The sequence below is a fragment of the Nocardia sp. NBC_00511 genome (assembly GCF_045161165.1).
GTDB lineage: Bacteria > Actinomycetota > Actinomycetes > Mycobacteriales > Mycobacteriaceae > Nocardia.
The window spans coordinates 7,451,797-7,476,415 of the sequence record NZ_CP107849.1 but is presented as its reverse complement, the minus strand read 5'-3'; the positions used below and the strand labels follow the sequence as shown (position 1 = coordinate 7,476,415).

General features: G+C 68.4%; 25 protein-coding genes. 13 read left to right on the top strand and 12 right to left on the bottom strand.

The window, feature by feature from the left end:
- Positions 1-25 precede the first annotated feature (25 nt).
- Positions 26-904 carry a metallophosphoesterase gene (locus OG300_RS34770; protein ID WP_405488403.1) on the top strand — a complete coding sequence of 293 codons (879 nt, stop codon included), beginning with the start codon at positions 26-28 and terminating at the stop codon, positions 902-904.
- Here the strand turns inward: OG300_RS34770 and OG300_RS34765 are convergent.
- The 7 genes from OG300_RS34765 to OG300_RS34735 all read right to left on the bottom strand — a co-directional run bounded on the left by OG300_RS34765 (position 890) and on the right by OG300_RS34735 (position 7,879).
- Positions 890-2,269, bottom strand: coding sequence for a uracil-xanthine permease family protein (locus OG300_RS34765; RefSeq protein WP_405488401.1), 1,380 nt, complete (start codon positions 2,267-2,269; stop codon positions 890-892). The two genes, OG300_RS34770 and OG300_RS34765, sit on opposite strands and share 15 nt — an antisense overlap.
- A gap of 68 nt (positions 2,270-2,337) precedes the next feature.
- On the bottom strand, positions 2,338-2,727 hold the full coding sequence (locus OG300_RS34760; protein ID WP_405488399.1) for a hypothetical protein: 390 nt from the start codon (positions 2,725-2,727) through the stop codon (positions 2,338-2,340).
- A 253-nt stretch (positions 2,728-2,980) separates the two neighbouring features.
- Positions 2,981-4,132, bottom strand: coding sequence for an acetyl-CoA C-acetyltransferase (locus OG300_RS34755; RefSeq protein ID WP_405498797.1), 1,152 nt, complete (start codon positions 4,130-4,132; stop codon positions 2,981-2,983).
- A gap of 66 nt (positions 4,133-4,198) precedes the next feature.
- Positions 4,199-4,807, bottom strand: coding sequence for a TetR/AcrR family transcriptional regulator (locus OG300_RS34750; protein WP_405488397.1), 609 nt, complete (start codon positions 4,805-4,807; stop codon positions 4,199-4,201).
- Between the two features lie 73 nt (positions 4,808-4,880).
- Positions 4,881-5,648 (bottom strand): hypothetical protein, encoded by a 768-nt coding sequence (locus OG300_RS34745; protein ID WP_405488395.1) that lies wholly within the window; start codon positions 5,646-5,648, stop codon positions 4,881-4,883.
- Positions 5,649-5,837: 189 nt separating this feature from the next.
- On the bottom strand, positions 5,838-6,662 hold the full coding sequence (locus OG300_RS34740; RefSeq protein ID WP_405488394.1) for an SDR family oxidoreductase: 825 nt from the start codon (positions 6,660-6,662) through the stop codon (positions 5,838-5,840).
- Complete coding sequence (locus tag OG300_RS34735) at positions 6,659-7,879, bottom strand: acyl-CoA dehydrogenase family protein (protein WP_405498796.1); 1,221 nt, start codon at positions 7,877-7,879, stop codon at positions 6,659-6,661. Before OG300_RS34735 ends, OG300_RS34740 begins: the two co-directional genes overlap by 4 nt.
- Positions 7,880-7,950: 71 nt before the next feature.
- Between OG300_RS34735 and OG300_RS34730 the strand changes: the two genes are divergently transcribed.
- The 9 genes from OG300_RS34730 (at position 7,951) to OG300_RS34690 (ending at position 17,095) form a co-directional block, all read left to right on the top strand.
- Positions 7,951-9,498 (top strand): FadD3 family acyl-CoA ligase, encoded by a 1,548-nt coding sequence (locus tag OG300_RS34730; protein ID WP_405488392.1) that lies wholly within the window; start codon positions 7,951-7,953, stop codon positions 9,496-9,498.
- On the top strand, positions 9,495-10,376 hold the full coding sequence (locus OG300_RS34725) for an enoyl-CoA hydratase (RefSeq protein ID WP_405488390.1): 882 nt from the start codon (positions 9,495-9,497) through the stop codon (positions 10,374-10,376). The genes OG300_RS34730 and OG300_RS34725 overlap by 4 nt, the downstream gene beginning before the upstream one ends.
- A complete protein-coding gene (locus OG300_RS34720; protein ID WP_405488388.1) occupies positions 10,377-11,507 on the top strand; it encodes an acyl-CoA dehydrogenase family protein in 1,131 nt (376 codons plus the stop codon).
- A gap of 19 nt (positions 11,508-11,526) precedes the next feature.
- The gene (locus OG300_RS34715; protein WP_405488386.1) at positions 11,527-12,570 is read left to right on the top strand and encodes an acyl-CoA dehydrogenase family protein; all 1,044 of its coding nucleotides are present in this window, start codon (positions 11,527-11,529) and stop codon (positions 12,568-12,570) included.
- Between the two features lie 31 nt (positions 12,571-12,601).
- Positions 12,602-13,645, top strand: a complete 1,044-nt coding sequence (locus OG300_RS34710; RefSeq protein WP_405488384.1) for an acyl-CoA dehydrogenase family protein — start codon at positions 12,602-12,604, stop codon at positions 13,643-13,645.
- A 142-nt stretch (positions 13,646-13,787) separates the two neighbouring features.
- Entirely contained in the window at positions 13,788-14,243 is a 456-nt protein-coding gene (locus tag OG300_RS34705) for a MarR family winged helix-turn-helix transcriptional regulator (RefSeq protein WP_405488383.1), read from the top strand.
- Positions 14,244-14,269: 26 nt separating this feature from the next.
- Positions 14,270-15,523: an MFS transporter gene (locus OG300_RS34700; protein WP_405498795.1), complete on the top strand. Its 1,254-nt coding sequence runs from the start codon at positions 14,270-14,272 to the stop codon at positions 15,521-15,523.
- 135 nt (positions 15,524-15,658) lie between these two features.
- Positions 15,659-16,537, top strand: coding sequence for an NAD(P)H-binding protein (locus OG300_RS34695; RefSeq protein ID WP_405488381.1), 879 nt, complete (start codon positions 15,659-15,661; stop codon positions 16,535-16,537).
- A gap of 75 nt (positions 16,538-16,612) precedes the next feature.
- The gene (locus OG300_RS34690) at positions 16,613-17,095 is read left to right on the top strand and encodes a heavy metal-binding domain-containing protein (protein WP_405488379.1); all 483 of its coding nucleotides are present in this window, start codon (positions 16,613-16,615) and stop codon (positions 17,093-17,095) included.
- A gap of 12 nt (positions 17,096-17,107) precedes the next feature.
- On the opposite strand, the gene OG300_RS34685 is transcribed toward OG300_RS34690, so the two are convergent.
- Positions 17,108-18,601 carry an amino acid permease gene (locus OG300_RS34685; protein ID WP_405488377.1) on the bottom strand — a complete coding sequence of 498 codons (1,494 nt, stop codon included), beginning with the start codon at positions 18,599-18,601 and terminating at the stop codon, positions 17,108-17,110.
- Between the two features lie 151 nt (positions 18,602-18,752).
- Here OG300_RS34685 and OG300_RS34680 point away from each other — a divergent pair, with 151 nt between their 5' ends.
- Complete coding sequence (locus OG300_RS34680) at positions 18,753-19,505, top strand: DUF427 domain-containing protein (RefSeq protein WP_405488375.1); 753 nt, start codon at positions 18,753-18,755, stop codon at positions 19,503-19,505.
- 5 nt (positions 19,506-19,510) lie between these two features.
- On the opposite strand, the gene OG300_RS34675 is transcribed toward OG300_RS34680, so the two are convergent.
- The gene (locus OG300_RS34675) at positions 19,511-20,248 is read right to left on the bottom strand and encodes an SIR2 family NAD-dependent protein deacylase (protein ID WP_405488373.1); all 738 of its coding nucleotides are present in this window, start codon (positions 20,246-20,248) and stop codon (positions 19,511-19,513) included.
- A gap of 50 nt (positions 20,249-20,298) precedes the next feature.
- Positions 20,299-21,213: an AraC family transcriptional regulator gene (locus OG300_RS34670; protein ID WP_405488371.1), complete on the bottom strand. Its 915-nt coding sequence runs from the start codon at positions 21,211-21,213 to the stop codon at positions 20,299-20,301.
- A 96-nt stretch (positions 21,214-21,309) separates the two neighbouring features.
- On the opposite strand from OG300_RS34670, the gene OG300_RS34665 reads away from it, so the two are divergent.
- Positions 21,310-22,368, top strand: coding sequence for a saccharopine dehydrogenase NADP-binding domain-containing protein (locus OG300_RS34665; protein WP_405488369.1), 1,059 nt, complete (start codon positions 21,310-21,312; stop codon positions 22,366-22,368).
- A 102-nt stretch (positions 22,369-22,470) separates the two neighbouring features.
- Positions 22,471-22,890, top strand: a complete 420-nt coding sequence (locus tag OG300_RS34660) for a cupin domain-containing protein (RefSeq protein WP_405488367.1) — start codon at positions 22,471-22,473, stop codon at positions 22,888-22,890.
- A gap of 105 nt (positions 22,891-22,995) precedes the next feature.
- Here the strand turns inward: OG300_RS34660 and OG300_RS34655 are convergent, their stop codons facing one another.
- On the bottom strand, positions 22,996-23,325 hold the full coding sequence (locus OG300_RS34655; RefSeq protein ID WP_405488366.1) for a hypothetical protein: 330 nt from the start codon (positions 23,323-23,325) through the stop codon (positions 22,996-22,998).
- On the bottom strand, positions 23,325-24,545 hold the full coding sequence (locus OG300_RS34650) for a Rieske 2Fe-2S domain-containing protein (RefSeq protein ID WP_405488364.1): 1,221 nt from the start codon (positions 24,543-24,545) through the stop codon (positions 23,325-23,327). Before OG300_RS34650 ends, OG300_RS34655 begins: the two co-directional genes overlap by 1 nt.
- Positions 24,546-24,619 lie beyond the last annotated feature (74 nt).

Genomic DNA, 24,619 nt, shown 5'->3' with positions numbered 1-24,619 from the left:
GGCGCGGGACTGCCACCATATGCGGATGGGGAATGTCCTGATTGCCGGAGATCTGCATGGCAATGCCACGCACGCGCAGACCGTGATCCGCGCCGCGGTGCGCAACGACTGCGCGAAGGTGTTCGTGGTCGGCGACTTCGGGGCCTGGGAGCACATGCCGTCGGGGCGGCACTACTTCGACGTGGTGAACCGGACGGCCAAGAAGGCCGGGGTGACCGTGTACTTCCTGGACGGCAACCACGACAAGAGCTCCCTGCTGCACGAACTCTACGACGACCATCCGGACGACGAGGGATTCCTGGTGTGCCGCAGCCATCTCCGGTACGCGCCCCGCGGACACCGCTGGACCTGGGAGGACACCGCCTTCGCGGCCTTCGGCGGAGCCCGCTCCACCGACAAGGGCTGGCGGCTGGCGCGGGAGGCGCGCAAGGCCGAGAAGGTCGAGAAGCGGCGGCGCTACGGCTCCTCGAAACAGCCTGTCACCTCCGGCATCCTGTGGTTCCCGGAGGAGGAGATGACCGACGAGGAGCTCGGCGAGCTGCTCGCGGCCGACAGCTCACCGGTGGATGTGCTGCTCACCCATGACAAACCGCGGTCCTCGCAGCCGAAGTGGAACCGCAAGGACAAGCCGGAGTGCTACCCGAACCAGGACCGCATCCAGCGGGTGGTGCGGGCACTGCGGCCGAGCCTGCTGTTCCACGGGCACCTGCACGTCCGCTACACCGACGTCGTCGCCTGCGGCGACGGACAGTGGACCCGGGTCGAGGGTCTGGCCTGCGACCCGGAAGCCTCGCAGTACCTGGAGTATTCGAACGACCACTCCTGGCATGTGCTGCCGCTGCCCGCCACCGATCAGAAGCTCGAAGAGGTCCCCGCCGACGAGCAGCGGTCACTGCCCGCGTGAATCGTAGGACGAGGTGCCCTCGTCCAGCAGCGGCTCCTCACCCTTGAAATGCGCGGGCGCGACCAGGCGCAGCGCGTGATAGCCGGTGATCACGACGAGTGTGCCCAGGGCGATCCCGCTGAGGGTGAAGTCGTCGGTGAACTTCATGCTCACATTGCCGATGCCGATGATCAGCCCCGCGGCCGCCGGGACCAGATTGAGCGGATTGCGTAGGTCCACACCGGCATTGGTCCAGATCTGCGCACCCAACAGGCCGATCATGCCGTACAGGATCACCGTGATCCCGCCCAGCACGCCGCCCGGAATGGCGGCCACGATCGCACCGAACTTCGGGCACAGGCCGAACAGCAGTGCGAAAAACGCTGCGGCCCAATAGGCCGCGGTGGAGTACACCCGGGTCGCGGCCATCACGCCGATGTTCTCCGAGTACGTGGTGTTGGGCGGGCCGCCCACCGCGGTGGACAGCATGGAGGCCGCACCGTCGGCGGCGATGGCGGTGCCGAGCTGGTCGTCGAGATTGCCGCCGGTCATCTCGCCGACCGCCTTGACGTGCCCGGCGTTCTCGGCGACCAGCGCGATCACCACCGGCAGCGCCACCAGGATCGCCGACCATTCGAACGACGGCCCGTGGAAGCTGGGCAGTCCGAGCCAGTCGGCCTGCGCCACCCCGGACAGATCCAGTCGCCAGTGGTCGGTGACCACGCCGCTGCCGTTGGTGGAGTGGATCTTGCCGAGCACCCGGTCCAGTACCCAGGACAGCGCGTACCCGAATACCAGGCCCAGGAAAATCGCTATGCGCGAGAAGAATCCGCGCAAACCGACCACGGCCAGACCGGTGAACAGCATGACCAGCAGCGCCGTCCACTGATCCTGCGGCCAGTAGGTGGACGCGGTGACCGGGGCCAGATTGAAGCCGATCAGCATGACCACCGCGCCGGTCACCACCGGCGGCATGGCGGCGTGGATGATCCCGGCCCCGAAGCGCTGCACGGCCAGACCGATCGCGAACAGCACCGCACCGACCACCAGGCAGGCTCCGGTAACCGTCGCGCTACTGCCGCCGTGCGCGCGAATCACCGCCGCCACGCCGACGAACGACAGCGAACATCCCAGGTAGCTGGGCACGCGGCCGCGGGTGGACACCAGGAACAGGACAGTCGCGACACCCGACATCATGATGGCGAGGTTGGGGTCGAGCCCCATCAGCACGGGCGCGACGAAACTCGCCCCGAACATGGCCACCACGTGCTGCGCGCCCAGGCCGAAGGTGCGCGGCCACGACAGCCGCTCGTCCGGTCGCACCACCGCGCCGGGTGCGGGCGTGCGCCCGTCACCGTGCAGCGTCCAGCGGACACCCAAATCCATCGTTCGCCCGCTTTCTCCTGAAGGTCCGGAATCAGTCCGCGCACATCCTAATCCGAGCAAACCCCCAGCTAGGCCAGACCGTGCCGCCGCCGCACCGCCGGGGGCAGCGCGTAGGGATTGGCACCCCCGCGCCCGCCGTCCGCCACCTCCTCCGGCGGCACGGTGCCCAGCCGCGCGAAGAACCTCAACGCCGAGCCCGCCACCGGATCCTCGATGATCACCCGGCGCAGTTCGGCAACCCGCAGGCCCACCTCGCGTAGCGCCCGCCCGTGTGCATCCGAAACCCGCTGCGCCAAACCCGGATCCGACAATTCCAACGCCGTGATCCGCCCGTCCGCCGCCACCTCGACCCGTACCCCCGCCGCGGTGGCCACACCCCGCACCTGCTCGATGGCGTCCTGCACCCGTCGAGACTTCCGCGCCAACCCCGCCCACCGCTGCTCCGTCCACCCCGTCATGGCAGCAGCCTACGAGCGGGCACCGAACAACCAAGGGACAAAAGAAAGTTCGCACCCCACCTGGCCACTCGACGCCGAACAGGACCTGAAGCTATCGCACGGCGCATCGACCGTGCGGTACGGAATTTCACAGCGCCGGTGTCGAATTCGCCTCTCCGGTCCCGGACCTCGCTTGGCCCAGCAGAACTCCGATCACCGAATGAAAAAGCCGCGCACCGGAATACTGTGCGCGGCTTCGAAGAACGCTGTGGGACTAGCCCAGGCGCTCGATGATGGTGACATTGGCGGTGCCGCCGCCCTCGCAGATGGTGAGCAGACCGTAGCGGCCGTTGACCCGCTCGAGCTCGTTGAGCAGCGAGGCGAACAGCTTGGCGCCGGTCGCGCCGAGCGGGTGGCCCAGTGCGATCGCGCCGCCGTTGACGTTGACCTTCTCCGGGTTCGCGCCGGTCTCCTTGATCCAGGCCAGCACCACGGACGCGAACGCCTCGTTGATCTCGATGACGTCCATGTCGTCGATGGTGAGCCCGGTCTTCTCCAGCGCCCACTTGGTAGCGGGGATGGGCGCGGTGAGCATGTAGATCGGGTCCGCGCCGCGCGCGCTCACGTGGTGGATGCGTGCCCGCGGGGTGAGCCCGTACTCCTGCACGGCCCAATCCGACGCCAGCAGAGTGGCACTCGCGCCGTCGGAGATCTGGCTGGCGAGCGCGGCGGTGATGCGGCTGCCCTCGGCGAGCGGCTGCAGTCCGGCCATCTTCTCCAGGCTGGTCTCGCGCGGTCCCTGGTCGATCCAGAAGTCGCCGACCGGCACGATCTCGCGGTCGAACTTGCCCTCCACGATGGCCTTTCGGGCCCGGTCGTGCGAGCGCAGCGCCCACTCCTCCATGTCACGCCGGGAGACGTCCCACTTCTCGGCGATCATGGTGGCCGAATTGAACTGCGACACTTCACCGGTGCCGTAGCGGTGGTCCCAGCCGTGCGCGCCGACGAACGGGGCGTCGAAGCCGTACTGCTGCCCGGCGAGCATGGCCGCCGAGATCGGGATGGCGCTCATGTTCTGCAGACCGCCGGCCACGATCACCTCGGAGGTGCCGGACATGATGGCCTGCGCGCCGAAAGTGATGGCCTGCTGCGAGGATCCGCACTGCCGGTCCACGGTGACGCCGGGCACCGACTCCGGGTATCCGGCGGCCAGCCACGCGGTGCGCGCGACGTTGCCGGACTGCGGGCCGATGGTGTCGCAGCAGCCCATCACCACGTCGTCGACGACGGCGGGGTCGATGTTGTTGCGCTCCACCAGACCTCGCAGCGCGGCGGCGCCGAGGTCGGCCGGGTGCACCGCGGCGAGCGCACCGCCCCGCTTGCCGACCGGGGTGCGCACGGCGTCGATCACATACGCCTCACGCATCGGCGAGTACTGGCGGCGGGACGGTGCTGACATGGGAACTCCTACTGCTTCGTACGAGGGCGGAAACTAAACGCGCTGTTCGGGATTGGTGAGTCCGTCGAGGACGATGGTGAGGTACTGCTTGGCGAGGTTGTCCACGGTGATGCGGCCGCCGGGCTGGTACCAGCGCACCGACACCCAGACGGTGTCGCGCAGGAACCGGTACGCCAGTTCGACATCCATCTCCGAGCGGAAGCTGCCGTCCTCCACGCCGGAGGTGAGCACCCGGTGCCAGAGCTCGCGGAATTCCTTGTTGTACTCGGCGATGTAGTCGAATCGCGGTGTGCCGCTGAGTCGTTTGGCCTCGGCCTGGTAGATGGCGACCGCGGCGTGGAAATGGTCGAACGACTCGTAGGACGCGATGACGAGCGCCTCGAGGGTGTCGCGGGCGGGCAGGCCGCCGGTCACGATCTCGCGGTAGCGTCCGAACAGGTCGTCGAGGAATCCGCGCAGGATTTCGTCCACCATGGCTTCTTTGGAATCGAAGTGGTGGTAGAGACTCCCGGATAGAATCCCCGCCGCGTCCGCAATGTCGCGAACCGTGGTGGCGCGCAGGCCGCGTTCCGCGAATAGGTTCGCGGCCAGCCCGAGCAGCTCGGTACGACGTGCTGATTTGGCGGGGTCAGGTGGGGTCACTCCGCCAATATACAACCAAGCATTTGCTTGGTCCACCTCGCTCCCGTTCAGCGCCGACTCCCCCGGCGGCGAATCACCGCACCGAATACCGCAGCGGCGAGGACACCGACAGATCCGCCAACAGCCGATCACAGATGATCACCGGCGACACCCCCGCCCGCGCCATCCGCGCCACCAGCGCCAACCTGCGCTCGGGACTGTCCCATTCGACGGTCAGCGGCTCCCGGCCCGGACCCGCGTCCACGGTCGCCATCACCCGCGGCGGCCCGCCGTCCGCCGTCGGCTCCTCGATGATCTTCAGCACCATCCCGCGCTGCCAGGCCCGGTAGGTCTCCATATCGGCCCCGATCACCAGTTTGTCGGTGGCCGCGCACAACCCCTGCGCGATGCTGTCGGCGAAGGCCGTGTTGTCGTAGCGCAGCCGGCGTCCGGCGCTGATCACCTCGAGCAGATCGGCGCGCACCTCGCACAGCAGCTCGGTCTGTTTTCGGCGGCGGTGCTCGGCCGCCGATTCGGCGTGCCCGGCCTCCCGGGACAGCCCGAGTCGACGCGCCCGCTCGCGGTCTCGAATCATGTCCTGGCGCAAGGCCGCACGCGGATCACGCGCCACCTCGGCCTCGTCCACGGCATGCTGCTCGAGAATCTGCGCCGCCCGCATGGCGGTCGCGCGTTCGGAGTCGTGATCCAGTAATTCGGCACCCAACGTGAGCGCGGCGAGGACGACATTGTCGATCCTGCGCCGCGCGAGAACGACCTCGCGCACGAGTTCGTCGTCGAATTCCTCGTGGGCCGCCTCGAGAGCGGCTTGTACTGGGGTTTCTTCCTGGCGATCCGGACCCATGGGTCGTGCCCTTCGACTAGCGGTACCGGCCTAAACCAGGATTGCACAGGGACACCTACGGCGCGCCAGCCATTTTCAGTGCATATTCCAACTTCGCCGTGGGGTGAGCGGATCGGCCGCCCCCAGAGCCGAAAAAATCCGGCCCACCCGAAAATTCGGATGGGCCGGAAAGTGCGATCGCGGAACGATTTACGCGCGCTGACTGGAAATGGAAACCACTTCGCCCGTGAGGTAGGTGGTGTAGTCGCTGGCGAGCATGGCGATGGTGGCGGCCACCTCCCACGGTTCGGCGGCGCGGCCGAAGGCCTCACCGGCGGCCAGGCGGTCCAGCAGGTCGGCGGAGGTGACCTTGTCCAGGAAGGCGTGCCGGGCGATGGAGGGGGCGACGGCGTTGATGCGCACGCCGAACTCGGCGGCCTCGACCGCGCTGCAGCGGGTCAGGGCCATCACGCCAGCCTTGGCGGCCGCGTAGTGGGCCTGGCCGTGCTGGGCACGCCAGCCGAGCACCGAGGCATTGTTGACGATGACGCCGCCGTGCCCGGCCTCGCGGAAGTACTTCAGCGCCGCGCGGGTGGCCCGGAAGGTGCCGTTGAGGGTGATGTCGAGGACCTTGTCCCACTGCTCGTCGGTCATGTCGACCACGGGCACCTCACCGCCGAGACCGGCGTTGTTGACCATCACGTCGATGCGGCCGAAGGCGGCGACGGCACCGGCGATCAGCGCGTCGACCTGCTCGGTGGAGCTGACGTCGCACGGCACGGAAGCGACTCGGCGGTCCGGGAATTCGGCCTGCAGCGCCTGCTCGGTCTCCTTCAGGCGACGCTCGTGCCAGTCGGAGACCACCACGTCCGCACCCTCCGACAGCAGCCGGCGCGCGGTGGCCGAACCGATGCCGGTGCCCGCGGCGGCGGTCACGACCGCGATCTTGCCCGCGAGCAGGTTGTGGCCGGGGGTGATTTCGGGGGCGGTGGACAAGTCGACGGAGTTCAATGGCCGTTCGCTTCGCTCACTCATGGTCGAGCCTCTCGGGGAAGTCCGAGCACCCGCTCGGAGATGATGTTGCGCTGAACCTCGTTCGAACCGCCGTAGATGGTGTCCGCACGAGTGAAGAGGAACATGCGCTGCCAGGCATTGAGGTCGTCGCCGGGCCCGTCGGCGATCAGGCCGGGCGCGCCGAGCACGTCCATGGCCAGCTCGCCGAGGTCGCGATGCCAGTTGGCCCACAGCAGCTTGGTGACCGAGGCCTGTCCGGCGGCGGTGCGGGCATCGACCGAGGCACCGTCGTGGCCGGATTCCAGGGTGCGCAGCACGTGCGCGCGCAGCACCCGCAGCCCGACCCACGCCTTGTCGAAACGGTCCGAGACGACCGGGTTTCCGATGGCGCCGTTCTCGCGGGCCACGGCCTCCAGGTCGGCGAGTTCACGCGCGTAGCGGATCTGCTGGCCGACGGTGGAGATGCCGCGCTCGAAAGTCAGCGTGCCCATCGCGACCTTCCAGCCCTCACCGGGCTGACCCACCACCAGATCGGCGGCGGTGCGGGCATTGTCGAAGAAGACCTCGTTGAATTCCGCGGTCCCGGTGAGCTGGATGATCGGCCGCACCTCGACGCCGGGCTGGTTCATCGGCACCAGGAGATAGGAGAGCCCGTGGTGACGGCTCGATCCCTTCTCGGTGCGCGCGACCACGAAGCACCAGTCGGACAGATGCGCGAGCGAGGTCCAGATCTTCTGGCCGTTGATCGACCATTCATCGCCGTCGAGCTGGGCGGAGGTGGCGACGGCGGCCAGGTCGGAGCCCGCGCCGGGTTCGGAGTAGCCCTGGCACCACAGTTCGGTGACATTGCGGATGCCGGGCAGGAAGCGCTGCTTCTGCTCCTCGGTGCCGAAGGCGATGAGCGTGGGTCCGAGCAGTTCCTCGCCGAGGTGCGAAACCCGGCTCGGGGCATCGGCTTTGGCGTATTCCTCGTGGAAGATGACCTGCTGGCGCAGGGTGGCGTCGCGGCCGCCCCACTCCTTGGGCCAGCCCAGGCAGGTGAGTCCGGCGGCGGCCAGGGCCCGATCCCATTCCAGTCGCTCTTCGAAGGCCTCGTGCTCGCGCCCGGGACCACCCAGACCGCGCAGTTCGCGGAACTGGCCGTTCAGGTTCTCGGCCAGCCATTCCCGCACCTCGATGCGGAAGTCGGCGTCTTCGCGCGGCTCAATCCCGCTGGCCGGTTCGGGGGTCTGGATCATGCTCACGTCCGTAGAGTAACCTACCAAGCACTTGCTTTGTTAGACCCATTCCCGGACAGCGAGGAAGCTCCGTGACATCTCCTCCGCAGACCACACCGCTGGCACTGCACGCGGCCGCCGCCAGCTACGGCGACGCACCCGCCGTGGCCGACGGTGCCGTGCGACTGAGCTGGTCGCAACTGCTGGACTCGGTCCGTGAGACCGCGCGTGCGTTGATCGCGCGCGGAGTCCAGCGTGGCGACCGCGTCGGCATCTGGGCTCCCAACACCCATCACTGGGTGACGGCGGTACTGGCCACGCACTACGTGGGCGCGGCCATCGTTCCGCTGAACACGCGCTACGTGGCCGACGAGGCCGCGGACGTGCTGTCGCGGGTGAACGCCAAGACGCTGTTCATCGCGGGCACCTTCCTGGGCCGGGACCGGCTGGCCGAATTGCGCGCGAGCGCACCGGAACTCGGCATCGAGACCGCCATCGTCATCCCGGTCGAGGGCGAAGCGCCGGTCGAGAACGCCATCGCCTGGTCCGAACTGGGCAAGGTCGCCGAGGCCGTGAGCCTCGCGGACGCCATCGCCCGCGCGGAATCGGTGTCGCCGGAAGATCTTTCCGACATCCTGTTCACCTCCGGCACCACCGGGCGCAGCAAGGGCGTGCTCATCGCGCACGGCCAGGTGCTGGCCAGCGCCCGCGCATGGGCCGACTGCGCGACCCTCAACAGCGCCGACAACTACCTGATCGTGCCACCGTTCTTCCACAGCTTCGGTTACAAGGCGGGCATTCTCACCAGCCTGGTCACCGGCGCGACCATGGTGCCGCAGGCCGTGTTCGACGTGCGCGAGACCATGCGGTTGATCCACGACGAGGCCGTCACCATCCTGACCGGGCCGCCCACGATCCATCAGACGATTCTCGATCACCCGGCCCGGGCCGAGGCGGACCTGTCGAGTCTGCGCGTCGCGGTCACCGGTGCGGCCACCGTGCCCGTCGTCCTGATCGAAAGACTGCGCGGTGAACTGGATTTCGAGGTGGTGCTGACCGCCTACGGCCAGACCGAATCCGGCGGCTTCGGCACCATGTGCCGCCCCGAGGATTCCGCCGAGACCATCGCCAACACCTGCGGGCGCACCATCGACGGCTTCGAGATGAAGCTGGCCGACAACGGTGAACTGCTGCTGCGCAGCGACCAGGTGATGCGCGGCTACCTCGACGACCCGCAGGCCACCCGCGCCACCATCGATCCCGACGGCTGGCTGCACACCGGCGATGTCGCGATCATCGACGAGCGCGGCTACATGAAGGTCACCGACCGGCTCAAGGACATGTACATCTCCGGCGGCTTCAATGTGTATCCCGCCGAGATCGAGCAGACCATGGCCCGGCTCGACGGTGTCGCCGAGACCGCCGTCATCGGCGTCCCGGACGAGCGCATGGGCGAGGTCGGCAAAGTGTTCGTGGTCCGGCGCGCGGGCGCCGAGCTGAGCACCGAAGACGTACTGGCCCATGCCAAGCAGCTGCTGGCCAACTTCAAGGTGCCGCGGTTCGTGGAGTTCCGCGACGAGCTGCCCTACAACGCCGCCGGAAAGGTTCTCAAGCGGCAACTACGTGAGGAGAAGGCGTGACCGAGCTCGGAGCCATCCCCGATGAGGGCGACGTCGTCCTCTACGAGAAGCGCGGGCCGATCGCGGTCGTCACGCTCAACCGGCCGGACTACCGCAATGCGCAGAACTCGGTGATGACCTACGCCCTGGACGCCGCCTTCGTGCGCGCGGTCGAGGATCCCGAGGTCAAGGTGATCGTATTGGGCGGCGCGGGAAAGCATTTCAGCGCCGGGCACGATATCGGCACGCCGGGCCGCGATCACCACATCAGCTACGAGAACCAAGCCGCGCTGTGGTGGGACCACGTGGACCGGCCGGGCGGCGATCAGCGCTTCGCCCGCGAGTCCGAGGTGTACCTGGGCATGTGCCGTCGCTGGCGGGAGATCCCCAAGCCGACCATCGCCATGGTGCAGGGTGCGTGCATCGCCGGGGCGCTCATGCTGGCCTGGGCCTGCGACATGATCGTCGCCTCCGAGGACGCGTTCTTCTCCGATCCGGTTGTCCGCATGGGCATTCCGGGCGTCGAGTACTTCGCGCACCCGTGGGTGCTGGGACCGCGCCGCGCCAAGGAGATCCTGTTCACCGGCGAACGCTTCACCGCCGCACAGGCTTACGAGTGGGACATGGTCAATCGCGTGGTGCCGCGCGCGGAGCTGGAGACCCAGACCTTCGCGCTGGCCGAGAAGATCGCCGAGATGCCGCAGTTCGGGCTGGCGCTCACCAAGAAGGCCGTCAACCAGTGCGAGGACCTGATGGGCATGCGCGCCGGGATGGACTCGGTGTTCGGCCTGCATCACTTCGCGCACGCGCACAACGCCGAGGTCGGCGCCGACTCACTGGGCGGCATGAACGCCAAGTCCATGAAGGCCGCGGCCACCAACACAGACGGGGCAAAGTAAGTGGATCTCGAATTCGATGCCAAGACAGCGGAATTCCGCCGCGAGGTGCGGGAGTTCCTGGCGGCCAACGTGCCCGCCACTCCCCTGCCGTCGATGGACACCAAGGAGGGCTTCGAGGCGCACCGGGAGTGGGAGGCCAAGCTGGCCGACGCCCGCCTCTCGTGCGTGGCCTGGCCCGCCGAATACGGCGGCCGGGACGCCTCGCTGACCGAATGGGTCATCTTCGAGGAGGAGTACTACGCCGCGGGCGCGCCCGGACGGGTCTCGCAGAACGGCATCTTCCTGCTCGCGCCGACGCTGTTCGAGCACGGCTCGCCCGAGCAGCTGGCCCGCATCATGCCGAGAATGGCTCGCGCGCAAGATATCTGGGCGCAGGCGTGGTCGGAGCCGGAGGCCGGTTCCGACCTGGCCGGTATCCGCTCCACCGCCAAGCGCACCGAGGGCGGCTGGCTGCTCAACGGCCAGAAGACCTGGAGTTCGCGGGCCTCGTTCGCGGACTGGGGATTCGGGCTGTTCCGCAGTGATCCGGCGGCCGAGCGGCATCGCGGGCTCACCTACCTGATGTTCCCGCTCACCGCGGAAGGCATTACGGTGCGGCCGATTCCGCAGCTGGACGGTGAGCCGGGCTTCGCGGAGATCTTCCTGGACAACGTGTTCGTGCCCGATCAGGACGTGATCGGCGAGGCCAACAACGGCTGGAAGGTCGCGATGGCGACCTCGAGCAACGAGCGTGGCCTGTCGCTGCGCGCACCGGGCCGCTTCACCGCCACCGCCGCCAAGCTGATCGAGCTGTGGCGCGACGCGGCCGAGGAGTCCGATACCGCCGCCCGCGATCAGGTGGTAGAGGCCTGGGTCGGCGCGGAGGCCTACCGGCTCAATACCTGGGCGACCGTGACCCGCTTGGCCGACGGTGGCCAGCTGGGCGCGGAATCCTCGGTGAACAAGGTGTTCTGGTCGGACCTGGACATCGCCATGCACGAGACCGCACTGGAGCTGCTCGGTGCCGCCGGGGAGCAGGAGTCGGCCTGGACCGACGGGTACCTGTTCTCGCTGGCGGGCCCGATCTACGCCGGTACCAACGAGATTCAGCGCAATATCATCGCCGAACGCCTGCTCGGCCTGCCGCGATAGCCACGGGGAGACAGACGACATGCGATTCGCATTGACCGCAGAACAGCACGATTTCGCCGCCAGCCTGCGCAAGCTGGGCGAGGCCGCCAAGACGCCCGGCGTGGTCCGGGCCTGGGGCACAGGCGATTCCACCGCCGGGCGTGCGCTCATCGGCCAGCTGGCCGAGGCGGGCGCGCTGGGCCTGACCACCAGCGAGGACAACGGCGGCTTCGGCGCGGGCCCGGTCGAACTGATCGTGGCCTTCACCGAGCTGGGCCGTTCGGCTACGCCGGGACCCCTGGTGGAGACCGCCGCCGCGATTCCCGCACTGCTGCAGGCGCTTCCGGATTCCACCTTGGCAGCCGAGCGGCTGCCGGAGCTGGCCGAGGGCGCGAAGCTGGGCACGCTGGCGGTGACCACCGCGGGCGGTGCCAACGCGGGCCGTTCCAACGGCACCGCCACCGCGCTCGACGCCGATATCGCCGATCTGGTGCTGATCGCCGAGGGCGACCGCATCAGCCTCGGCACCGCCGGTGACCTGGTCACCTCGGTGGACGCCGCGCGGCGGCTGTTCACCGTGCGGCCCGGCGAGGTGCTCGCCGAGGGCGAAGGCGTCAGCGCCGCAATCGATCTCGCCTTCGACACCGGTGCGCTCGCCGCCGCCGCCCAGCTGCTCGGCGCGGGCCGTGCCCTGCTGGACACCAGCGTCGACTACGTGAAGCAGCGCCAGCAGTTCGGTACCCCGATCGGCCGCTACCAGGCCATCAAGCATCACCTGGCCAATGCCCTCATCGCCCTGGAGATGGCGCAGCCGCTGCTCTACCGGGCCGCGCTGACCCTGGAATCCGACGCGGACGCGCAGACCCGCGCCCGCGACATCGCCGCGGCCAAGCTGGCCTGCGGTGAGGCCGCCTACCGGACCGCGCGCATCGCGCTGCAGGTGCACGGTGCGATCGGCTACACGGCGGAATTCGATCTGTCGCTGTGGCTCACCAAGGTCACCGCGCTGCGTTCGGCCTGGGGCACCCCGGCCGAGCACCGCGCCCGCATCGCGACCGCCCTGCGCGCCGGTAACGCGGCATGACAGGCCATTTCGACCCGATGGGAGCCACGGCATGAGCCTCACCGCCGAACAGCAGGAACTCGTCACCACCGTGCGCGCGGTGCTGACCAAGCACGGCGACAGCGCGGCCGTGCGGCGCGGGCTCGAGACCGAGCGCGGTTACGACGAACAGCTGTGGAAGCTGCTGTGCGAGCAGGTCGGTGTCGCGGCGCTGGCGATTCCGGAGGAGTTCGGCGGGATCGGCGTGGGTTTGGTCGAATCCCTGCTGGTGGTCGAGGAACTCGGGCGCACGCTGTCCGCGCCGCCCATGCTCGGCTCCGCCGTGCTGGGTGTGCAGGCGCTGCTGCTGGCCGGGAACACCGAGGCCAGCGAGCGGCTGCTGCCGGAGGTCGCCGAGGGTACGCGCACGCTGGCGCTGTGCTGGGCGGGTGCACGGGGCTGGGATTCGTTCGGAGTCGAGGCCTCGGGTGAAAACCTTTCCGGTACCGCGCATTACGTGCTCGACGGCGCGCACGCGGACACCCTGCTCGTGGTGACGGCCGCCGGACTGTTCGAGGTGGACGGCAGCGCGGCCGGGGTGACCCGGACCGTCGTGGTCACCCAGGACCCGACCCGCAAGCTGACCCGCATCGACTTCGAAGCCGTCGCCGGTCGCGCGCTGGGGCAGCTGAACGTCTCGCGGCTGCGTGAGATCGCCTGGGCGGCAGTCGTTGCCGAGCAGATCGGCGCGGCCGAGCAGTGCCTGGACATGACGGTCGAGTACTCGAAGTCCCGCGTGCAGTTCGGTCGTCCCATCGGCAGCTTCCAGGCCCTCAAGCACCGGATGGCCGACATGTACGTGCTGGTGGAGTCCGCGCGCTCACTCGGTTACCTCGCCATCGCCGGTCTCGCCGAGGGTGCGGTCGAGGCCATCGACGTGCAGGCCGCGCGCCTGCACGCCATCGACACCTTCAACTCGGTGGTGTCGGAAACCGTGCAGATGCACGGCGGCATCGCCATCACCTGGGAGCACGACGCGCACCTGTTCTTCAAGCGCGCACACGCCGACGCTCAGCTGTTCGGCACTCCTGCCCGCCCCCTGGCCCGCCCGGCGTAGCCTGTTTCTGCTCCGACGAACGGCCCGTGCCAATCTTGCGCACGGGCCGTTTTCGCATGTCAGGACGATTTGTGAGGCAATTCACGAGCCCGATATCGTTAGCCTATGTAAATACATAGTTAGCTTATGCAACAATCTATGAGTGCAGCCGAGACAGGCAACCGAGCCTCCCCCGCGAACCAGCGGGGAATTACTGGCCGACATCGTCGTCGCCGTAACGCGGCTCAACCGCCTGGCCGGAGTAGCCGGTGGCGTCGAGCTGCCGCACGCCGTCATGCGGGCCCTCGGGACCCTCGACGAGTACGGCGCGCTGCGGATCAGTGAGTTCGCACGCCTCGACCGGTGCTCCCAACCGGCAGCAACGGCGCTGATCGGACGGCTGACCCAGGCCGGCCTGGCCACGCGGGCCAAGGACCCCGACGACTCCAGAGCTGTGGTCGTCGAGCTGACACCCGCGGGCCGGGACCGGCTGGCCACCGCCCGGGAAAACCTCGGAAACTCCCTGGCCGCACGACTTCCCGACTTCGATCCCGACGCCCTGATCCGCCTGCGCGCGGACCTCGGCGACCTCATCGAGGCAATTCACCATCACTCGTAGATGAGGACTTGCTCGTGACCACCAGCATCACCCGCCCCGCCGTTCCCGCCACCGCCGACGCCGCCAGCGCGAAAGCCGCAGGCGGACAACCCAAATCGGTGTGGGCGGTGGCCTTCGCCTCTGTCATCGCGTTCATGGGCATCGGACTGGTGGACCCGATCCTGAAACCCATCGGTGAGCAACTGCACGCCACGCCGTCGCAGGTGACGCTGCTGTTCACCAGCTACATGCTGGTCACGGGTGTGGCCATGCTGATCACCGGCGTCGTCTCCAGCCGGTTCGGGGCCAAGAAGACGCTGCTGGCCGGGCTGGCGATCATCGTCGTATTCGCCGCTCTCGCAGGCAGTTCCGGCACGGTCGGGCAGATCGTCGGCTTCCGCGCCGGCTGGGGTCTGGGCAACGCGCTGTTCATCGCCACCGCGCTGGCCACCATCGTCGGGGCGGCCACCGGCGGCGTCGCGCGGGCCATCATCCTCTACGAGGCGGCACTGGGCATCGGCATCGCGGCCGGACCGCTGGTGGGCGGGTTCCTCGGCCACTTCAGCTGGCGCGCACCGTTCTTCGGCGTCTCGGTGCTGATGGCCGTCGCCTTCATCGGCCTGATCATCCTGCTGCCCGAGGCACCGAAACCCGCGCATCCGACCTCGATCACCGCACCGTTCAAGGCATTGGCCTTCCCCGGACTGCTGCTGGTGAGCGCCACCGCGCTGCTCTACAACTACGGCTTCTTCACCCTGCTCGCGTACACCCCGTTCCCGCTGAACATGGGCACCTATTCGATCGGTTTCATCTTCTTCGGCTGGGGCCTGCTGCTCGCGCTGTCCTCGGTGGTGATCGCCCCGAAACTGCAGCGCTGCTTCGGAACCATCCGCATGATGGCCCTCGCCCTGGCCTTGTTCGCCGTCGATCTCGCCGTTATGGCGGCGTTCACCGACCACAAGCCGGTCCTCATTGTCGGCACCGTCGCGTCCGGCCTGTTCCTCGGCGTCAACAACACCCTCATCACCGAGGCCGTCATGGAGTCCGCCCCCGTCGAACGCTCCACCGCCTCCGCCGCCTACAGCTTCGTCCGCTTCGCCGGTGGTGCGGCCGCCCCCTACCTGGCGGGCAAGCTCGGCGAACACCAGGCGTCCCTGCCCTTCTGGGTCGGCGCGGCCTGCACCGCGGCCGCGGTGGCGGTCCTGTACTCCGGCCGGAAACTGCTGGCCCACATGGACGATCACGCCCCCGCCACCCACACCCCGGCCGAGGCCGCGGCCATCGCCCTCGGTGACGACTGACCCCGACCCGCGAATTACGGCCCGCACCGAGACCTGGTGCGGGCCACTGCTGGTCTCGGGCGACGGTTTTCGGCAGCCGCGGTGGTCTATATCTCGACCCGCGTCCGCGCGGTCACCGAGAATCGAGGTAGACCAATGTTTTTGCTCACCGGTGGGACGGGCACGGCAGGCTCGATCATCCTGCGTGAATTCGTGCGGCAGCAGGTGCCGATCCGGGCGCTGGTGCGCGACCCGGCCAAGGCCGAGCGGCTGGCCGCCGCCGCGCCGGACGTGGACGTGGTGGTCGGCGACATGCTGCGCGCCGAGACGCTGGGCCCGGCATTGGACGGCGTCGACCGGGTGCTGATGATCTCCTCCCCGCGCGACCGCATGGTGGAGACGCAGTGTCGTTTCATCGATGCCGCCAAGGGGGCCGGGGTCCGCCACATCGTGAAACTCAGTGGGAAGGAATCGGGAACCACGTTCGACCAGAACGCCTTTCGCGGTACCCGCTGGCATCAGCAGATCGAACGCTACCTGGAGGCGTCCGGCGTCGAATGGACGCAGCTGCGGCCCAGTCAGTTCATGCAGACCTATCTGCCGGAGGCCCTGACCGGAGTCGATGTCGCCCGGCATGCCCTGGTCATGCCCATCGGCGCGAGCGCACTGTCCCCGGTCGACATCGAGGATGTCGCCAGGGTGTCGGTCGCGATGATGCGGGATGCCGACATCGCGGGTCAGGTGTTCGAGATGACCGGCCCCGAGGCCCTCACCCAGTCCGAGGTCGCCGAACTGCTCTCCGCCGCAACCGGAACCGCGTTCACCTACGAATCCGTCACTCGGCAGCACAAACGCGCGGCGCACGCCGCCACGGGGCTGCCGGACACCGCTGTCGATCTCCTCGATGAGCTCTACGCGGGTCGCGCCGGATCCCCGCGATCGCGGGTGGACCTGTCCACCCATGAGCGCTACGGCGTGGCCCCTACGACGTTCGCCGAATTCGCCCGCCGCAACGCCTCGGCGTTCGCCGGGTAACCCGGGAGCCGACGGTCGCGGACCGTGCTTTTCCGGTTCGGTCCGCGTTCTGTTTCACCCCGTACGATCCGGCTCATGAATCAACCGATGCCGCCGCAGCAGCCGTACCCCTACCCGCAGCAGGGGCAGCCGCAGCAAGGTCAGCCGTACCCGCCGCAGGGGCAGCAGCCGTATCCGCCGCAGCAGCAGGGGCAGCCGCAACAGGGGCAGCAGCAGGGGCAGCAGTTCCCGATCCTGGTGTCGACGATGAACGATGTGCCGGGGTTCAAGATCACCAAGGTGATCGGTGAGGTGGCGGGGTTGACCGTGCGCAGCCGGGGGCTGGGCGCGAATTTCGCGGCCGGGTTCCGGGCGCTGGGCGGCGGCGAGATCCACGAGTACACGCAGCTGCTCTACCAGTCGCGACACGAGGCGGTCATGCGGATGTGCCAGCACGCCTTGGCTTTCGGCGGCAACGCCGTGATCGCCATGCGGTTCGACTGCAACGAGATCGCCAACACCATGAGCGAGGTGGCCGCCTACGGGACCGCCGTGATCATCGAGGCCGCCGACAAGTAGCGCCGATTCGCTTCAGTGCCGCAGGATCTCGACCTCACGGACCGGGGGCTTGCGGCCGAAGCGGGCGCGCAGGGGGTAGATCGCCATCACGAACAGCAGGCTGACCGTGGAGGCGAGCAGCTGGTTGCGTTGATCGGGGTTGCGGGCCATGGCCGCGAAGACCGCGAACAGGGCGATGATCACCGCCCAGCTCACGTACGGGTACCCCCACAGCTTGTAGGTGAGGGCGGCCGGATCCTCGCGGCGCAGGCGGGCGCGAAGTCGCAACTGCGAGAACATGATCGCGACGTAGACGAAGGCGAGCACGACGCCGATGGAGTTCACCAGGAAGGTGAAGACCGTATCGGGTGAGACGTACGACGCGATGACCGCGCCCCAGGCCGCGATCGTGCCGAGCAGGACCGCCCGCGCGGGCACGCCGCGACGATTGAGTTTCACCAGGGACGCGGGGGCGTCACCGTCGCGGGTGAGGACGTAGAGCATGCGCGACGAGACATAGATCGCCGAGTTCAGCACCGACAGCACTGCGGTCAGGATGACCACCTGCATGATGGTGCCCGCGGCCGGAATCCCGATGTGGTCCAGGGCGCTCACGAACGGGCTCTGCAATACCTTGGCGTCGTTCCACGGCAGGATCGTCACCACCAGGAAGATCGCGGCGACATAGAACAGGCCCACCCGCCACAGCACATTGTTGGTGGCGCGGGCGACCGCCCGGCCCGGCTCCTTGGATTCCGCGGCGGCGACGGTGACGATCTCGGTGCCGCCGAAGGCGAACATCACCACCACGATCGCCGAGAAGATCCCCGCGATGCCATTGGGCGCGAATCCACCGTGTGCGGAGAGGTTGCCGAACCCCGGCTGCGAGCCCGGCCACAGCCCGAACACCCAGGCCGCGCCGACCACCAGGAACAGCACGATCGCCACCACTTTGATGGAGGCGAACCAGAACTCGAACTCGCCGAACGACTTCACCGACACCAGGTTCACCGCGGTCATCACGACGAGCAGTCCGGCGGAGAGCACCCACTGGTCCAGGTCGATCCAATTGGCGAGGATGGCCGCGCCCGCGACCGCCTCGGCCCCGACCAGGATCACGTAGAGATACCAGTACAGCCAGCCGACGGTGAACCCCGCGAACGGGCCCATCGCCATCCGCGCGTACTCGCCCATCGAGCCCGCGACCGGCCGTGCCACCACCATTTCGCCGAGGGCACGCAGGACGCACAGCACCACGAGTCCGGCCGCCGCGTAGGACAGGATGGCGGCGGGCCCGGCGGTCCGGATGACCGAGCCGCTGCCCACGAACAGGCCCGCGCCGATCGCGCCGCCGATGGCGATCATGGTCATGTGCCGTCGGCGCAGCCCGGTGCGCAGGCCGGGCGCCCGGTGGTCGCCGGATTCCCGCGGGGCCGGGCTGCCGGGCGTCGGCGGGTGCGCACTGTCGAGTTCCGGCGTGTGCGGATCGCCCGGCCCCGATAGTTGGGCGCTGCCCGTCTCCGACATCTGTCCGCCACCTTCTTCGTGTTGCCCATTTGTTGCCAGATCACTGTAACGAGGCTGGTCAGCGGAGTGAAATCGCCATCGGCCCGGCCCGGGACCGGGTGCGAATCCGGTTCCCGGACAGCCACTTCCATCGGGAGTACCGTCGGGAGGTATGACCGAGACACAGCGTGGCCGGGTCCGGATCGAGGAGAGCGCCAAGCGGGTGCGCGCCTATCTGGGTGGTCGCCTCGTCGCCGACACCGTCCATCCGACCCTGGTGTGGGAGTCCCCGTACTACCCGACCTACTACGTGCCCGCCGCCGATCTGCGCGCCAAACTCGAACCCACCGGCACCACCCAGCACTCCCCGAGCCGGGGCGAGGCCACCGTCTACGACGTGGTCGCCGACGGCGTCACCGCGCCGGGCGCGGCCCTGCGCTACCTCGACTCACCGCTGTCGGAACTGCCCGACCTGGTGCGGCTGGACTTCGCGGCCATGGACGAATGGTTCGAGGAGGACGAACCCATCTACGTGCATCCGCGCAGCCCGTACACCCGGGTCGACATCCTGGCCAGCTCCCGGCACATCCGGGTGGAGTTGAACGGCGTGACCCTCGCCGACTCGCACTCGCCGCACATCCTGTTCGAGACCGGCCTGCCCGCGCGCTATTACCTGCCGCTCACCGACGTTCGCCTGGACCTGCTGGTGGCGTCGGACACCGTCACACACTGCCCGTACAAGGGCACCGCCGAATACCGGTCGGTGCGCCTGGACGACGAGGTGTTCCCGGATCTGGTGTGGCTCTACCGCACACCGCTGCCGGAAAGCCAGAAGATCGCCGGATACGCCGCGTTCTACAACGAGAAGCTCGACATCTGGATCGACGGCGAGATGGAGCCCCGGCCCAAGACCAAGTTCTCCTGAAACCCTCAGTCCCCCACGATCTCCGACACCAGCCGCGGTAGCGCCACGCCGATCGGGTCGCGCACGATCTCGGCGGCGTAGACGTCGTAGGGCGTCGGCTCGGCATTCACGATGACCAGGTCGGCGCCCGCGTCCACGGCCACCGCGCACATCGACGCGGCGGGCTCCACCTGTAGCGAACTGCCCACCGCCAGAAAGACTTCGGCGGTCTCGGCGATCTCCACGGCGGCCCGGATGGCGGCGGAATTCAACTGCTGGCCGAACATGATGGTGTCCGCCTTCAGGATGCCGCCGCAGGCCGGGCAGGCCGGATCCGGTTCACCGGCCGCCACGCGTTCCAGAGTGGCGGCCATGGAATCGGTGAATTCGCAGTCGACACAGACGACTTCGAACATATTGCCGTGGATCTCCACCACCGAGTCCGACCCCGCCCGCTGATGCAGCCGGTCGATGTTCTGGGTGATGATCCCGACCTGTCGTCCGGCCGCCCCCAATCGCACCAGCGCCTGATGCGCCGGGTTGGGTGTCGCCTGCCAGGCCGGATTGTCGCGCCGGGCCAGCCAGGCCCGCGCCCGCAGCTGCGGATCCGCGACATAGTTCTGATAGGTGGACAGCAGTTCGGCGACGGGATCCTCGGTCCAGGTCCCGCGCGGCCCCCGGAAATCCGGAATCCCGGAGTCCGTGGAGATCCCCGCTCCGGTCAAGACTCCGATCGGTCCCTTGCGTTCGCGCCAGTCCGTCACTCTCCCCACCCTAGGCCGCTTGCCCCCGACCCCGCCGCTCGAATATCCGATCAGACCGCGACCACCGCCGGGCTCTCCTCCGCGTGGCGGTAGCGGCCGGGGGCGAGACCGTATTCGCGTTTGAAGGCCTTGGCGAAGGCGAATTCGCTCTGGTAGCCGACCTTTCGGGACACGCCGGCCAGCGAGAGCTCGGATTCGCGCAGCAGCCGGGCGGCGGTGAGCATGCGCCAGCGGGTCAGGTAGGACAGCGGCGGTTCGCCGACCGTGGCTGTGAAGCGGCGGGCCAGGGTCGCGCGGGAAACCCCCGCTGCCGCAGCGAGTTCCGGCACGGTCCAGGCACGGGCGGGGTCGTCGTGGATAACTCGCAGCACCGCGGCCACCGTCGGATCGGTGAGCGCTCCGGCCCAGCCGCTCGCGGCCTCGGCGTGCTCCTCGAACCAGGCGCGCAGGATGTAGAGCAGCAGCGTGTCCAGCAGGGCCGGGATGGCGGCGTCGGTGCCCAGGCGCGGTTCGGCGATCTCACCGGCCAGCAGGTCGACGGCCGAGCGCAGCGCCGGGTGACGGCCGGGCCGGGCGGGCAGGTGGATGAACTCGGGCAGTTCGTCGAGCAGCGGGTGGCTGCGCTGTCTGCCCAGTTCGTAAGCGCCGCACACCAGTGCGGTGCGCACGCCCGGGCCCTGGATCTCGCGTGGTTCCCCGGGCATCGCGCGCTCGGTGATAGCGGTGTCCGGCTGGTCGGCGATGTCGTGGTCCGCGCCCCGCGGCATGAACAGCACATCGCCCGCGCCCATGGCCAGGGGTTCGGCGTCCGGTCGCAGCAGCCAGCACGAACCCTGTAGCACCACATGGAATCCCGCGCCCGGCACCACCGGGTAGGCGCGGCCCCACGGTGCGTGCCGGATGAACAGACCGGAGGCGGGCGCGCCCGTGCGGACGGCGGCGATGGTCTGGCTGAGGATGTCCACGAATTCACCATACAGCTCGAGAGATGAGCGATACGGACATCTGATTGAGCGAAACAGCCATTCATACGCTCGCTGATTCGCCATAACGTTCTTCTCATGACGAACACCGACTCCGCCACCACCGCCCCCGCCATCGCCGTCTACGGCGCGACCGGTCACACCGGCGGCCACATCCTGAACGAACTGCGCGACCGCGGCCTGAACCCGATCCTGGTGGGCCGCAATGCCGAACGGCTGCGCGTCGCCGCCGACGCGGCCGGGCTGCCGGACGCGGAGATCCGGGTGGCGGACCTGAGTGATCACGCCGCCCTCCTCGCCGCCTTCACCGGCGTAGACGTGGTGATCAGCGCGCTGTTCGCGTTCGTCGACTTCGGTGGCGCGGTGCTCTCGGCCGCCATCGAGGCGGGCGCCGACTACACCGACACCTCCGGCGAGCAGCAGTTCCTGCGCCGCGTCTTCGAGGAGTACGGCCCGCTGGCCGAAAAGGCCGGGGTCACCGTGGTTTCCGGCGTCACCGACAACAATCTCGCCGCCGACCTGCTGGCCGACCTGGTCACCGCCCGCCTGAGCGGCCCCGCCGAACTCGTGGTCACCCACCACAGCCGCAGCGGCGGCAACGGGTCGAAGGGCAGCGCCAAAACCGTGCTGGCCAACCTGGATTGGTTCCGGGACGGCGGCTGGCACTACGCGGACGGCGAGCTGCTGACCGGCCCCGCCGACCGTCACCGCACCCTGCTGTTCCCCGGCACGGACACCCCCGCCCCGGTCGAGAAGTCGCCGCAGTCCGCGGTGCTCACCATCCCCCGCCACACCGATGTCTCCTACGTGGCCGGTGCGATCGATCCGAAATTCCTGGCCAACCTGAGCAGCTTCACCCCCGAGGCCCTCGAATCCATTCCGGACGCACCGGATTCCGACCTGAGCTACGACGTGATCGTCGACGGCTACGCCGCGGACGGCACCCAGGTGCGCGGCGTAGTCACCGGCACCGACTCCTATCGCGACTCCGCGCTGCTGACCGTCGAGGTCGCCGCCCGCCTCGCCACCGGTATCGCCCGCCCCGGCGCACTGGCCCCCGCCGAAGCCTTCGATGCCCGGGAATTCCTGGATTCGCTTCGCCCGCACGGCATCACGACGACCATCGGCGAGATCTGACGTCGGTCGACGACAGCGAATTCGAGTCCGGTCCGCGCGCCCGACCGGACGCCCCGACCAGCAGCTCCACCGCGCCGATCTTCCGCGCAATACAGTGATCTCATGAGCGAAGTCAGCGACGATCGTCCGCAGCTCGCCCGCGAGCTGGATCTCGAACCGCACCCGGAAGGCGGCTGGTTCCGGGAAACCTGGCGCAGTGCCGTCGAATTCGAGCCCAAGGGGTACGACGGCCCGCGCGCCAGCGCCACCGCCATCTACTTCCTGCTGCTGCCCGGCGAGAAGTCCGCGCCGCACACCGTTACCTCCGAAGAGATCTGGTTGTGGCACAGCGGCGGTCCGCTGCTGCTGAACATCGGCGGCGAGGAGATCGTCCTCGGCCCCGACGTGGCCCAGGGTCAGCGGCCGCAGGCCGTCGTGCCCGGCGGCATCTCCCAGGCCGCCCGCCCCGCGGGCGACACCCACGTCCTCGTCAGCTGCGTCGTCTCCCCCGGCTTCGACTTCGCCGACTTCCGCATGGACTGATCCACCTCCGGAACAGCGAATCCCGCAGGGCGAAAACGGGTTTCCGTCAACAAATCGTGCCCGCCGCACAACAGTGCGGCGGGCACGAAAGTCTTCCGACGACTCTCAGTCGTCGATGCCCAACAACCCCTCGGCGACCGCGTGATCGATGGTCTTCTCGAGGTTGGGGCAGGAGTCGGGCTTGCCGAAGGTCGGTCCGGCTTCGGCCATCTTGCGGAAGACCGGGCAGTGGTCGGCCGGGTTGACCGTCCACTGCACCGTCTTCTGGTTGTGGCTGTGCTTGCGCACCAGCACCTCGGTGCCGCAGGACTGGCACGCGATCGGCGTGAGTCCGGACTCCATGTAGTGCTCTTTGTCGAGAACCGTCTGGGCGCGCACCTGTGCCCGCTGGTCCGGTCGGTCCGCGAAATCGGGTGCCTTCGCCCAGGTGGTCATCAGACGTTCGCCTCCTGCGTGTCGGTATCGGCCGCAGCGGCTTCCTTTGCCTCGGCCTTCTTGCGGAGATTCTCCTCCACCTCGGCGGTCCAGGATTCGACGGCCTTGGTGGTGTCGACCTCGAACTCGAAGCGCTGCACCGACTTCGGGTCGATGTCGGCGACGTCGACGTAGAACTGGTCGTACCAGCGGCGCAGCTGGTAGACGGGTCCGTCTTCCTCGGTGAGCAGCGGGTTGTCGATCTTGGACTTGTGCTTCCAGATCTCGACGTCCTGCAAGAAGCCCTCGCTGACACCCTCGGTCATCTTGGCGGCGAACGACTCCGCCTGCGCCTCCGGCAGTCCCTTCGGCTTCTCCAGCGAGACGCCCCACTGCAGCACGAAGGAGTTCTGCGACACCGGGTAGTGGCAGTTGATGAGGACGGTCTTGACTTCGTAGCCGCTGTAGCTGTTGCGCAGCGGGTTGATCATGTACGACGGCCCGAAGTAGGAGGCCTCGGACTCGAGCAGCACGTCGATCCCGGCCTCGGCGGCCTGACCCTTGTCCGGGCGACCCTTGGTCTCCAGGTACTGGGTGGCGACGTGGCCCTCGAGCACGTTCTTGAAGAACGTCGGGAAGGCGTAGTGGATGTAGAAGAAGTGCGCCATGTCAACGACGTTGTCGATGATCTCGCGGCAGTTGGCGCCTTCGATCAGCATCGAGTGCCAGGTCCAGTCGGTCCAGCCCTCGTTGAGGCCCTCCGAGGCGCTGCCGTCGGCATTGGTGAACGGTCCCTCGATATAGGGGATGGTCACCTCCGCCGGAGGCTGGTTGCCCTCGTGGTCGTGCCAGACGAACAGCTGCCCGTTGCGCTCGAGCGTGGTCCAGGCGCGGGTGCGGGCCAGCGGCGGCACGCGGCGCGCGTACGGGATGCCGGTGCACTTGCCGTCGCCGCCCCAGCGCCAATCGTGGAACGGGCAGGCGATGGAGTCGCCCTTGACCTCACCCATGGAGAGGTCGCCACCGAGGTGACGGCAATACCCGTCGAGCACCTTCAGCTCATCCTTGCTGTTCGTGAAAACGACCAGCTTGGTGCCGAATACGTTGACCGCGTGCGGCTTGCCATCACGGAACGTTTTGGCAAGTCCCAGGCAGTGCCAGCCCCGGGCGTAGCGGGTGGGCATCGCGCCCACGTCGATCTCGCGGACCTTCCCGCGGGGCCCTTGGGGGGTTGTCACCATCGTTGATCCTCCTTGGATGTACTAGAACACGTTACAAAAATGTCGAACGTGACGCCAGTTAAACGGCGAGCGGA